This is a genomic window from Corallococcus sp. Z5C101001 (genome assembly GCF_007352635.1).
In the GTDB taxonomy this organism is placed as follows: domain Bacteria; phylum Myxococcota; class Myxococcia; order Myxococcales; family Myxococcaceae; genus Corallococcus; species Corallococcus silvisoli.
In genome coordinates, this window is sequence record NZ_VKLU01000001.1 from 1,053,809 (window position 1) to 1,066,650 (window position 12,842).

The following is a 12,842-nucleotide window of genomic DNA, read 5'->3' on the forward strand; positions in this document are numbered from 1 at the left end:
TCTCCTTGCAAGGTGTGCAAGCCCATCCGCCCCGTGAGGCGGTACGGTCAGAGCGCGCTTCGAGAGCCCGCCTCCCTGTTCTTGTCGGATAGACGAAAGCTGATCCCCCGGAGCGTCACCGCCAGCGCGAGCAGCGCGGCGCCGACGAACAGAGGGCTGACGAACATCGCCCCCCACGCACGGCCTGACAGCACCTCCGTGGAGAACGCCTCTTCCGCGCCCTGTCCCCGTTGGACCATCCGGGTGAAGGCCGCGCCAACGCGGATCGCCAGCCCCCCCAGCAGCAGCGTGGCTCCGGCGCGGAGCGACTGGGCAATCGCGAAGGAGAGCGTCCGCTCGGTCACGGCGAAGCGATAGGTGGAGGAGTCGAGGAAGCGCTGGAGCCGGTAGAAGCCCGCCATCGCCGCCTCGTAGATCTGGTCATAGCGAATGAACGAGCGGTCCTCGGCCAGACTGTCCAGTTTCTTCTCGAACCGCCGCCGCATCCGGCGTCCCAGCTGCACTTCGTACCGGCGGTACTCCCGGTAGTGGTCGATGCGGGGATCCAGCCGGGCGGCCAGGCTGTCCGAGAGCATGGTGGAGCGAATCATCCGCAGGGTGTTGAGGTTCATGGGCACCCGGTACTCCTGGGCGAGCTTGAAGAAGCCAATCCAAAGGTTGGCGGACGTCCGCTCCCACCAGCGCGAGGTGCGGCTCTTGTTCGCGTAGAGGTCCTGCCAGAAGACCCCCTCCAGTTTTCGGGAGAACTCCTCCACGTCCACCGCGGGCAGCGGCTCGAGCAGCGCGAGCACCGCGGACACCATCCGGCCCACGTCCTCGTTCGCCTGGGCGTCCGCGATCTCCCGCCACACCCGGCGCTCCCGCGCGGTGAACGCGCCGCAGGAGCCGAAGTCGATCAGCACGAGCTTGCTGTCCGGCTGCACCACCACGTTCGCCGGGTGGAGGTCCGCGTGGAAGAACAGGCCCTCCTGGGCACAGAGGCGTGCGATCTTGAGCAGTCTGCGGGCCACCTTGCGGGGGACGATCCCCAGCTCGGCGAGCGCGCGGAGCCCCTCCTGGTCCTGGCGCTCGGCCGCGGAGACGAGGTCCTTGAGCCAGATGCCGGAGACGAACTCCGTGACCAGCACCTCGTGGTTGGAGAGGTCGCCGTGGACGCGCGGCGAGCGCGCGAACTGCTGACCCAGCCGGTCCAGCCGGTCCTGGAAGAGCTCCGTGTAGCGGGCCTCGCGGACGAAATCGAGCTCCTCGTAGAGCATGGAGCTGAGCTCATAGAGGAGCTGGCGCGAGTAGCCGGGAGGCACGAACCACACCTCCGCCAGCCAGAGGATCCACCCCAGCGCGCGCATGTCCGCGGCGAAGAGCGCGCCCACGCCGGGCCGGCGGACCTTCACCGCCACCACCTCGCCGCTGTGGAGCACCGCCCGGTAGACGCACGCGACCGAGCCGGAGCCCACCGGCGCGGCGCTCAGCTCGGAGAACACCTCGGAGATGGGCCGCTGGAACGCCCGCTCCATGATTCCCCGCACCTGCGAGGAGGGGATGGGCGGAGCGGCGTCGAGCATCTTCTCCAGCTCCTGGGCCACCGGGTAGGGGAGGAGGTCCACGCGGATCGCCAGCTGTTGCCCCAGCTTGATCCACGTCCCGCCCGCCTGCTCAATCAGACGCCGCAGGTGCTGCGCCCGCCGCTGGAGCGAGTCGCGCCGCCGGAGCACGTCCGCCGCGATCCGCGCCAACAGCCACAGCGCGCCGAAGAGCCAGACCCCGAGCTGCAGGAGCGCCCGGCCGATGCTGGCGTGGTATTGCTCCGCCTCCCGGTGGTGCGGGGACGGAGGCGTGTCCCAGGCCCGCGCGCGGAGCACCTGCCCCAACGCCTTCGCCGCCTCGATTCGCGCGCCCTTGCCCTCGCGCCGCCGCCAGCGCTGGACCGCGGCCTGGATCCGTTGGCCGCGCTGCTCCGCCGGCAACGCCGCCGCGGTGGGGGGCGCCTCCTCCTCCGTCTTCTGGGCGGCGGCCAGCGGGCTCACTTCGCGTCGCCGCGCAGGTGCCGGACGGTGGACTCGAGCGTCGCCGCGGAGTGGAACGTCTCCGCGGTGAGGAGTGCGTCCGGGACGGAGATCTCGAAGGCGCCCTCGAGCGCGAGCATCAGGTTGATGGCGCTCATCGAGTCCAGCCCCAGCTCGTTGAGCGGACGCGCCATCTCCACGGGCTCGCCGGGAGCCACCCGGGGCAGGAACTCGCGCAGCACGTCGACCAGCTTGGTCCTCACCTCTTCTGCGTTCATGGTGCCTCCTCCGACAGAATCGACCTCGCGGCGGCGGGCCGCGCGTGCGCTTCATGGCCCCAGCGCAGCCGGTGCACCGACGTCAGCTCTCCGTTCCGGTGCGCCAGCTCCAGGGGCGGCGGCCGGCTGAGGAACCCCGTGAGGCTGGCGGTCAGCCCGTAGGCGCCGACGTTGGGCACGAAGACCCGGTCCCCTGCCCGGAGCGGCGGAAGCCTGAGGTTGCGCGCGAAGCAGTCCAACGGGGTGCAGAGCGGCCCCACCACGTTGACCTCCTCGAGCGCGCCGGACGGCACCTCCGCGCCCCCCCGCGCGACGCCAATCCCCATCAGCGGCACCCGCCCGAGGCCGGACATCCCGCCCAGGTGGTGGATGCCGGTGTCGAGGATGACGTACTGCTTCCCCTTGGAGCGCTTCACGTCCATGACCGTCGCCCAGAGGGTGCCCGCGGCGCCGCAGAGCCAGCGGCCTGACTCGAACCAGAGCGTGGCGGCGGCGGTCCGCTCACGACCGGCGGCCAGCTGGGCCAGCGCCTCGCGCAGGGGGCTCAGGTCGGGCCCGACGCCCGGCGTGGCGAAGGGCCAGGGGAAGCCGCCGCCCAGGTCCATCACCTGGAAGGCCACCCCGAGCGCGTCGGAGAGGCGCTCACCCACTTGAAGCGCGACCTGCATCGCCGAGAGCAGCGCCGGTACGTCCGCGAGCTGCGTGCCCTGGTAGATGTGGAGCCCCTTCAGCTCGATGCCCTCCAGCGCCTCCAATCGCGCGCGGCCTTCGAGCAGCTCCGCCTCGTCGAAGCCGAACTGGCTGCTCACCCCGCTCATCGCCAGCCGGGCCACGGGGGGCGCGCTCGGGTTGACCCGGAGCAGGACCCGCGCGCGGAGCCGTGCGGACCGCGCGGCCCGGTCAAGCCGCTCCAGGTCCGACCAGGACTCGGCGGAGAAGCCAGTCACTCCGGAGGCCAGCGCCGTCCGCACCTCCTCCGCGCTCTTGCCTGGGCCGGTGTACAGCACCCGCTCCGGAGGGAAGCCCGCGGACAGCGCCACCGCCAGCTCTCCCGTGGAGGACACCTCCGCGTCGCAGCCGAGCCGGCAGAGGTGCTCGGCGATCGCGGGCAGTGGATTGGCCTTGAGCGAGAAGAGCAGCCGGCTGCCCTCGGGAAGCAGCGCGGTGAGCGCTCGCGCGCGGCGCTCCACCTCCCCCAGGTCGTAGATGTAGAGGGGCGAGCCGTAGACCTCCAGCCAGGTCGCGGCCCGCTCCAGCTCGGGGAGGGACACGGGCGCGCTCATGGTCGCCCTCCCGTTCCCAGCAGGCCCGCGAGCGCGGCCCGGTCGAGCTTCCCGTTGGGGGTCTTGGGCAGCTCTGGGACCCAGTGGACCTTGTCCGGCATCTTGTAGGACTCCAGCCGGCTTGCGAGGGCGTCGAGCAGCCCGGTCTCCCGCAGCGGGGCCGCGTCCTCGCTGGCGCTGGCGGTGACGAAGAGGTGCAGCCGGTCGACATGCGGCTCCTGGACCACGCCCGCCTCGGCGACGCCGCGCAGTCCGCACGCCACCTCTTCGATCTCCAGCGGATGGATCCGGAAGCCACGGCACTTGAGGAGGAAGTCACGCCGACCGACGAACTGGAGGAAGCCTTCCGCATCCATCCGGAACAGGTCGCCTGAGTACAGGACGCGGCCCAGCCCGCGCGGATGGGTCCGGTAGCGCAGCGCGGTCTCTTCAGGGGCCTGCCAGTAGCCGAGCGCGACGTGGCGGCCCTGGAGGACGAGCTCCCCCACCGAACCCGGAGGGAGCACGCGGCCCTCCTCGTCGACGACCATCGCCTCGGTGCCCGGCAGCGCGCGCCCCACCGAGCCCGGGTGCGCCTCCAGCTCCTCGGGCAGGAGGATGGAGACGCGCTTGCATTCGGTCAGCCCATACATCAGGAACACGGAGACGCCCGGCAGATGCTGCCGCAGCTGCTCCACGTGACTGAGCGGGAGGTGCGCGCCGGTGTTGGTGAGCGCGCGCAGCCGGAGCGTGCGAGTCCCTCCGCGCGCGAGGAGCTTGAGCAGCGCGGCGAAGAGCGTGGGCACTCCGGGGAGGACGGTGATCCGCTGGCGCTCCAGGGTGGCGAGCAGCGCGGCCCCGGCCAGCTCCGCCCCGCCGATGAACACGGAGGCGCCCACCTGCGCGGCGAGGAACACCTGATAGAGGCCGTAGTCGAAGGAGAGGGGGAGGAAGACCCCCACCACGTCCTCCGGCACGTACTGGAGGCGCTCCTGGATCGCGGCCACCACGAAGAGGATGTTGTCGTGGCTGAGCGTCACCCCGCGCGGCGCGCCGGTGGAGCCGGAGGTGTAGATGAGGCAGACCGGATCGACGTCCACTCCTGGGAAGGGTGGGCACTCCGCGGGCTCCCTGGCCAGGAGCTGCTCCAGGCGCGCTCCGTTGGAGGGCAGCGCGCCCCCTCCAACCCAGACGATGGGCACGTCTCCGAAGGCGGGGGCCAGGTGCGCGGTCGTCTCATCCAGGAAGGCGACGGCGGGCGTCACCTGGCCCAGGATCCTCCGCAGACTGGCTTCGCGGATCGCCCCGTGGAGGACCGCGAAGATGCCGCCGACCCGCGCGGTCGCGAACGCGGCCAATGCCTGCTCCGCGCGGTTGCGGGTGAGGATGATCGCCCGGTCTCCGCGCTGGACCCCGCGGCGCGCGAGCCAGCCCCCCAGCTGCCGGGTGGCGGTGGCGAACTGGGCATAGGTGAAGGTGTGGTCGTCGCTCAGGAACGGGCGGTCGCCGTGAAGGCGTTCGGCCTCATCCAGCAGGCCGCTGAGGTGTCTGGTGAACATGGGCGTCGCTCCCGAGGAGTCAGGACAGCCGGTCGTCGCTGAAGATTTCCTTCTTCACCAGGAACCTCACCGTCTTGGAGAGGATGCGCTCGTTGAAGGCGATCCGCTCCGGATGGGCGAGCAGTTCATTGCGGAGCTTGAGGGGCTCCGGCAGCCCGGCGTCCTTGTAGATCTCCGGGTTGTAGAGCTTCTGCATCGACATCAGCATGAAGCGCTTGAGCGCGCGCTCCACCTCCCGCAGCCGCTCCACGCCGTACCGGGTCCGCAGGTCCTGGTGGAGCCGCTCGATGTTCAGGCGCCCGTAGCTGATGTGACGTGTCTCATCGGAATGATGCAGCCGGTTGATCTCACGCACGAAGGGCGGCAGGCCCGCGTCCTTCGCCATCTGGCTGTTGTAGATGTCGACAATCTCCTCGAACACCAGCACCGTGGCGAACGCCAGGAACTCCTTGATGTCTGACTCGGGGAAGTTGTCGTAGCGGATCCGGCGGTCCTTGTAGATCTTTCCGCCGTAGGTGAGGCAGAACCGCGAGAAGTACCACATGTGCTCATTCTCCTCGAGCACCAGGTGGTGGAGGTACTCCGACGACACCTCATGGCCCGGGGTGTGGATCCGGCTGATCATCTCGGTGAGCAGCTCCCGGATCCCCGTCACGTTGAGGCTGAAGAAGTTGATGCACTCCCACTTGCTGAGCAGGAGGAGTTGCTCCGGCGTCAGCTTCTTCTCCCAAGGCGTGCCATGGACGGAGAGCAGCTCCGGGCTCATCCAGTACTGGTCCTGGGGGAGCGACTTCTCCCAGACGAGATCCCGGAAGGGATTGCTCGGGTCGGCGTTGGAGAGATGAATCAGCCGTTCGAGGGTGCGCGCGAAGCCCTCGGTGGCCGGCTCCGGGGGGGCGGCCAGCGGAGGCGCGTTCTGGGCGAAGTCCTCAATCATGGTGGCGATCCCTTCATCGTAGAAGTGGGAGAAGTGGTCGGCGGTCGGGTTGAGCACCGTCCGCGCGTCGACGAGACGGGAGGCGAGCGCCGCCACCTGGTCCGGATGCGAGATGAGATCCGCGCCACCGCCATAGACGAGCACGGGCTGCTTCACGGACGTGGTCCACGCATCCTCACGTTCGCGGAAGAGCGCGGAGACCATGTGCGCGTAACGGAAGAGGCTGGCCGGCGTCCGGAACGGAACGCTGGTCATGTAGAGCAGGTGCGGATCGGTGGAGGTGAGGACGCTCGCCACGATCTTGCGGTCCTCGCTCTGGGGCGCTCCGCCGGCGGAGGCGTTGCCGAAGATCAGCTTGCAATAGCGCTCCGCGACGCTGGGGTTCGCGGCGATCTGCGGGAAGAGTCGGCGCAGGTTCTTCTCGAACGAGGTCATCGGCGGGCCCGCGTCCGCCGGGAGGGAGACCGTCCCGTTGAGGAGGACGCCCCTGGCGAAGCGCGCCGGGTGCTCGGCCAGCGCGCGGAGGGCCACCTGCGCGCCGCTGCTCCAGCCCACCACCGCCTCCACCCGGGGGATCTCCAGCCGGTCGAGGATGGCGGTCAGATCCTCCACGTGGACGCTGGAGTCGCAGCGGTCGGGATTGAAGTCCGGCGTCGGGGTGGGCAGCCAGCGGGTGTTCCAGGTGATGACCCGCCAGCGTTGGGACAGCCGCTGCGCGAGGGGCGCCAGGAACTCCTCGGGCATCGCGTACGCGTTGCAGAGGACCAGCACCGGCCGCGACGGGTCGCCACGGGTGAAGGCGCACACCTCCACTCCGTCGCGGGCCCGGACCTGGACCGGGGTGAACACATCTCCGGTGCTCTCCCGCGCCAGCTCCGCGAGGAAGCTCGAGAGGTAGACCTCCAGGTCCGCCAGGGTGAGCGGCGGGTGCGGTGGCAGGGCCCGGGCGAAGCGCTTCGGGTTCTTTCCGTAGCTGGCGTAGAAGGCCCCCCGGAGATCGAAGAGCTGCTCGATGGGAGACGCCTCCGTCTCCCGGCGGGTGGTGAAGCTGAGGATGGAGAGCTGGAGGGCGCGGGAGACCCGGTCGATCATCCCCTCGGCCGCGACCTCCTCCGGACCGACCAGGTGATGGACCGGGCCGCCCTCGAAGCCCGTGGCGCTCAGGCGGAGCATGTCCAACACCACGTGGTCCACCGGGACCAGGTTGATGACCGCGCCCTTGTCACCCAGGACTCGCAGCGGGTCGGTGACCTGCGCCAGGCCTTCACGCAGCCGGTGCAGTTCGTGGACGAAGCCGTAGAGCCCGAAGCGCGTCCCACCGCTCCGCCGGCTGCCGCTGGGGCCGACGATCACCGATGGGCGGACGATGCTGTAGGCCAGCCCCGCCTCCGTGCAGGTGCGTGAGACGTCACGCTCCGCCTCCGCCTTGCTCTCCTCGTAGTAGTTGTTGAAAGCGGCGGCGCCGTCCGGGGGAACCGGATGCAGCTCCTCCGCGATCAATCCGCGCCGCGTTCCCGCCGTGTACGCGGTCGAGACATAGATGAACCGGCCAACGCCGGACCGCAGCGCGACGTCCAGGACATTCCGAGTCCCGACGCAGTTGTGCGCGTGAATCTTGGTCCGGTGGCGATTCTCATACGCGAGGCTCGCCGCGGAGTGCCACACCTCATCCAGCTTCGCCTCCGTCAGCTTCGCCTGGTCCTCCGGTGAGAGTCCGCAGCGCGGCAGGGTGATGTCTCCCACCAGGCAGTGGACGTTCTGTTCGAAGGCTTCGATTGGGACCGGCACGTCATAGGAGGCCGCGCTTTGTGCGAGCGACTCCAACAGCCTTGCGCGCGCCTCCGCCACGGACTTGCCACGAACCAGGACAAAGACTTGCCCTCCCGCCCTCAGACGCCAGAGGAGGAAATGGCTCCCAAGAAACCCGGTCCCCCCAGTCAGGAGCAATCGAGTCGGACGGACTGCGCGTGCGTCGAGTTCGAGAGGATTGCCGAATTGAGGACTCAAGGCGGCTCCGCTGGGGATGGGCATCGATGTCGTTGGGCTTATGCATGGCAATTAAATCCAGGTCAATCCGATTGTGCATTGTTTGAATGTTAAGCGCGGTTCTCTGGTCTGATTGACTGTGTGGTTGCCAACGCATCGTCGGAGCGCGGGGTTGGGTGTTACTCAAATCAAGACAGCGAAAGGCCATTTGTCATGGAGATGGCGCGAGGGGGGTAGGGCAGGTCAGGTGCGCGGGCATGGACCACAACTGGAAGGAGCGGGTCTCATCGAAGGCGCGGAAGTAGAGCCGGTCCCCGAAGTAGCTAAAGGCTTGGGGGATCGAGCCACTGGGGCCTGGGTTGAGATCCTGGAGCAGGCCGGTCGTCGCCAGGGTCCCCCGGGTACACCAGAGCTCGAGCCCCGTGGCGGCCGCGCTCGCGACGAAGAGGATGGAGTCCTCGCTGATGGCGAAGAAGGGGGGGACGTACTCGTCCCCGGGGTTTATCCCGTTCGTGAGGAGGAGGGTCCCCGTGGCCGTCCCATCCGACACCCAAAGCGATACTTCGCGCGCCACGGGGCCGGTGCCGCCAATGCCCGCGGCGAAATAGAGCCTGCCGTTGATGCGTGTGGACCAGGCCAGGAAGGGATACGCACTCGGTTCATTCGCATAGGGATTGGGCAGGGTCTTGACCGAACTCTTGCCGCCTCCACTGAGCGAAAGGCTTTGGATGCGCAGCCTCTGCGTCGTGTAGTCCGGTGAATACACCAGCACCTTCGAGCCCGCCACGCCGAGCAGATAGACGTGATGGCCGAACGCGTCCAGCCGCACCGTGCCCGCCGGGCTGCCATCCGACTTCCAGACCTCGGTGTTCGCTCCATCCTCGAACAGGAACAGGGCCTGATTGCCTTCACGGGTCCAGTGGGTGAACGTGACGACCTGCGCGTCCAGCTTCTTGGCGAGTGACGTGCCGGCCGTGGTGCCGTCCGTGCGCCACAGCGCTGTTCCCTGCGCCGGCGAGGTCACGACGAAGAGGACGAGGCCGCCCACCTGCAAGAGTGTCTGACGGAATGTCTCGGTGGTGCCGAGGGACTTGAGGGCATGGGTGCCATTCGCGGTGCCATCCGTGCGCCACAGCGTGTCCCCATGGCCGGGCGAGGTCAGGACGAAGTAGAAGAGGCCTTCCGTCTGGAGCGACGGGCCTCCGAGCGTCCCGGAGGCACCCAGCTGCTTGAGGAGCACCGTGCCATTCGCGGTGCCGTCGGTGCGCCACAGCTCCGTGCCTTGCCCTGGCCTGGACAGGAAGAAGTTCACGACCCCACCCATCTCGAACGAGCTGGGCACGAGCGTCACGGGCGGACCGAAGTTCCTGAAGCGGACGGTCCCCAAGGAGGTTCCATCCGTGCGCCACAGCTCGACTTGCGAACCGTCAGGGGTGGGCGACCACTCGCGGAAGAGCGTCAACTGGCCGCCCTGCCTCGTCACGAGGTTGAACCAGGTGTCACCGGGACCCGGGGTCAGGTCCTTCACCAGGTGCGTCCCGCTGTCGGTCCCGTCACTGAACCACAGCTCCCGGCCCGTGGTCCCCGGGTCGTCGAGCATGAAGAAGACCTTGTCCCCGAAGGGCATCAGGTCCGTCAGCCGGGGGATGGCCGCGAAGACTTCTGGAAACGACTTCACCGGGACGGTCCCTGGCTCCGTGCCATCACTGCGCCAGAGGACCGCCTTGCCGTCAAAGAAGTTGGTCGCGAAGTAGAGGAACCCTTCCGCGCCGACAAGAAACTCGGGATAGGGGCCGTTGCTGGAGGCGCCGGAGCCTGGGGGGATGACAATCTTCACGCGCGAAGCCACGCCCGCGAGGGAGGACTGCGCAGGGACCTCGGAGCGCCCCTTTTCGACTGGCGTTGCCCCGCACTCGAACATCCCCAGGCTCAGCAGGACAAACCAATGCCTTGTGCGCATGCCAATTCCTCCTCGGGTGAGGTCGGAGATGGTAGCGAGCGATTGGAAGTCATTGCTACGACCCTGGAGTGCCGGGCCTCAGCCGGCGTGGCCCGTGTCCGTGATGATGCCCGCGCCCTCCGCGGGGCGCCGCGGTGCGCCGTTCAGCTCCGCGTGGAGCTTGTCGTGATCCAGCTCATTCTCCCACCGCGCGATGACGATGCTGGCGACGCCATTGCCGATGACGTTGGTGATGGCCCGCGCCTCGCTCATGAACCGGTCGATTCCCAGGATCAGCGCCAGGCCGGCCACGGGGACCGAGGGAACGACAGCGAGCGTGGCGGCCAGGGTGATGAAGCCCGCCCCCGTCACGCCGGAGGCTCCCTTCGAGGTCAACATGGCGACCGCCAGCAGCGAGAGCTCCTGGGTGGTCGTGAGCTCGACGTCGAGCGCCTGGGCCACGAAGAGGGCCGCCATCGTCAGGTAGATGTTGGTGCCATCCAGATTGAACGAGTAGCCGCTGGGGACGACCAGCCCCACGACAGACTTTGAGCAGCCGAGCGTCTCGAGCTTCTGCATCAGCGGGACCAGGGCGGACTCCGAAGAGGAGGTGCCCAGCACAAGGAACAGCTCGGCGCGGATGTAGCGCAGGAAGCGCAGGATGGAGAAGCCCGTCACCCGGGCGACGAGCCCCAGGACCAGCAGCACGAACAACCCGCACGCCAGATAGAAGCTGCCCATGAGCTTCAGCAGGGGGCCCAGGCTGCTCACGCCGTAGGCGCCGATGGTGAAGGCCATGGAGGCGCCCGCGCCCACGGGGGCGAGCTTCATCACCGCGCCAATCATGGTGAAGAACACCTTGGACAGCGTGTCGCACAGCGCGATGACCGGCTTGGCGGTGTCCCCCAGCTTCGAGAGCGAGAAGCCGAACAGCAATGCCAGCAATAGCACCTGGAGCAGGTCTCCATTCCCGGTGAAGGCATCCACGAAGGTCTTCGGCACGATGTGCAAGGCGAACGCGACGGCGGAGGTCTCGTGCGCCTGCTGCGTGTAACGCGCCACGCTACTGGCGTCGAGCGTCCCAGGGTCGACGTGGAAGCCCGAGCCGGGGCGGATCGCCTTGACGACGATGAGCCCGATCATCAGCGCGAGCGTGGAGATGAGCTCGAAGTACAGCAGCGCCTTGCCGCCGACCCGCCCCACCTTCTTGATGTCCGAGACGTTGGCGACGCCGAGCACCACCGTGAGGAAGATGACCGGCGCGATCAACATCTTCACCAGGGCGATGAAGGCATCACCCAGGGGCTTGAGGCTCACCGCGATCCCCGGTGAGAAGTGGCCCAGCAGCCCTCCCGCGACGATCGCGGTCAGGACCCAGAGGTAGAGACGGGAGACCTTCGGTTGCGCCGCGTGTTCGGAGAGGGACATGAGAGCTTTGCTCCTTTGAGACAGGCTCTCAGGCATTCCCGGTCCTGGCCATAACACCTTCGCACTAGACGCGGCCCACGACGTGCCGCTCCCCCCTAATACCTTCTAGCTATTCTTGCTGAAGGCCGATGCTCAATATGGTGACAGGATGTCACGTGCTTCGGTCTCCAGCGGATGGGTTTGGTGTCTCGCCCTTCAGCTCTGCTTGCTTGGGTGTGTCGCGGGAGCCGCCGAGGTCTCGACGGAGGGCGGCCTGACGGTCCGCTCCGATGACGGGCTCTTCGAGTTCAAGGTGGGGGGGCGCATCCACTTCGATCTGGATCTCGTGCGCGACGACAAGGGGGCCTCGTTTGGCTCCGGGCTCACTCCGAAGAACAGCTCCCCGTTGTTCCGACGCGCCCGGATCACCTTCTCCGGCAAGGCGTTCGGATGGGAATACATGTTCGTCCCGGACTTCGCCCAGTCGTTCTCTGGAAACCTGCGCCTCCAGACCTGCACGGAGACGCCGTGCACGATCCCCACGCCGGGCGTCGTCTTCCAGGAGCTCTATATCGCGAAGCCCCTGCTGGGCGGCCGGCTCTATATCGGGCAGTTCACGCCTTTTCGCTCCATTGAAGACAACACAAGCTCCAACGAGCTCACGATGATGGAGCGTGCGTTCACGAGCGCGCTCGGGGTGTACCGCGCGGGCGTGCTGCGTCTCTTCGTGATGGGGGTGGGCTACCAGACGAACCCGACGCCCAACACGATGCTTGGCGTCGCCCTCTTCGGGCTGCGCAGGGATGACTCGCTCGCCAACGAGGGCTTTGGCGGTGCGTTGCGAGCCACCTGGCGGCCCATCTACGCCGAGCGGCGCATCCTGCACCTCGGCACGTCGGTCAGCGCGGAGAACCCGGATGGCCCGGGCCCGACAGGCAACGTGGGGGCCTCCCTGTCCTATGTCGGGATCCGAGGGCCCCAGGCGGCCATGGGCAGCACCACGGGGGGCCACTCCGCGCGCTATGCCGCGGCGGAGCTCGCGGGGACGTGGGGGGCGTTCTATCTCCAGAGCGAGGGCGTGCTCGCCTCATTCGGGCAGTCCGGGCAGTCCGTGGACCGCACCTCCACCTGGCTGCACCACGCGACGCTGAGCTGGAACGTCTTCGGTGAGTCCAAGCCGTATGATTCGAGGCGCGCGTCCTTCAAGAACATCACGCCTCGAAATGCGTTTGGCGCCCTGGAGCTGACCTTCCGCCACGAGTTCGCTCAGAACTTCGATCCGCTCACGCCGACCTCCGTGGAGACCGTGCTCGCCCATACCGTCGGCGCCAACTATTACTTCACGCCGAACGTGCGGATGATGGCCAACTGCATCTTCGCCAGGACGCGGCGCCTGGACGGGGCACTCGACCGACCGAGCGCCGCGACCTTCCGCTTCCAGATGAACTGGTAGGCGACATGGTGCGACGAT

Annotated in this window: 8 protein-coding genes; 1 reads left to right on the forward strand and 7 read right to left on the reverse strand. The window is 68.1% G+C overall.

Features of this window, described 5'->3' with window-relative positions; all coding sequences use genetic code 11:
• Positions 1–47: 47 nt before the first annotated feature.
• The 7 genes from FOF48_RS04360 to dctA all read right to left on the reverse strand — a co-directional run bounded on the left by FOF48_RS04360 (position 48) and on the right by dctA (position 11,392).
• Entirely contained in the window at positions 48–2,024 is a 1,977-nt protein-coding gene (locus FOF48_RS04360) for an AarF/ABC1/UbiB kinase family protein (protein ID WP_143898843.1), read from the reverse strand.
• A complete protein-coding gene (locus FOF48_RS04365) occupies positions 2,021–2,281 on the reverse strand; it encodes a phosphopantetheine-binding protein (protein WP_143898844.1) in 261 nt (86 codons plus the stop codon). Before FOF48_RS04365 ends, FOF48_RS04360 begins: the two co-directional genes overlap by 4 nt.
• Positions 2,278–3,564, reverse strand: a complete 1,287-nt coding sequence (locus tag FOF48_RS04370; RefSeq protein WP_143898845.1) for a type III PLP-dependent enzyme — start codon at positions 3,562–3,564, stop codon at positions 2,278–2,280. The genes FOF48_RS04365 and FOF48_RS04370 overlap by 4 nt, the downstream gene beginning before the upstream one ends.
• Positions 3,561–5,102: a class I adenylate-forming enzyme family protein gene (locus FOF48_RS04375; RefSeq protein WP_143898846.1), complete on the reverse strand. Its 1,542-nt coding sequence runs from the start codon at positions 5,100–5,102 to the stop codon at positions 3,561–3,563. The genes FOF48_RS04370 and FOF48_RS04375 overlap by 4 nt, the downstream gene beginning before the upstream one ends.
• 19 nt (positions 5,103–5,121) lie before the next feature.
• A complete protein-coding gene (locus tag FOF48_RS04380; protein ID WP_143898847.1) occupies positions 5,122–8,070 on the reverse strand; it encodes an alpha/beta fold hydrolase in 2,949 nt (982 codons plus the stop codon).
• A 166-nt stretch (positions 8,071–8,236) separates the two neighbouring features.
• A complete protein-coding gene (locus tag FOF48_RS04385; protein WP_186001758.1) occupies positions 8,237–9,862 on the reverse strand; it encodes a hypothetical protein in 1,626 nt (541 codons plus the stop codon).
• Positions 9,863–10,063: 201 nt separating this feature from the next.
• Positions 10,064–11,392 (reverse strand): C4-dicarboxylate transporter DctA, encoded by a 1,329-nt coding sequence (dctA, locus tag FOF48_RS04390; protein ID WP_143898849.1) that lies wholly within the window; start codon positions 11,390–11,392, stop codon positions 10,064–10,066.
• Between the two features lie 205 nt (positions 11,393–11,597).
• Between dctA and FOF48_RS04395 the strand changes: the two genes are divergently transcribed.
• Positions 11,598–12,824 (forward strand): OprO/OprP family phosphate-selective porin, encoded by a 1,227-nt coding sequence (locus tag FOF48_RS04395; protein WP_161663998.1) that lies wholly within the window; start codon positions 11,598–11,600, stop codon positions 12,822–12,824.
• Positions 12,825–12,842: the final 18 nt, after the last annotated feature.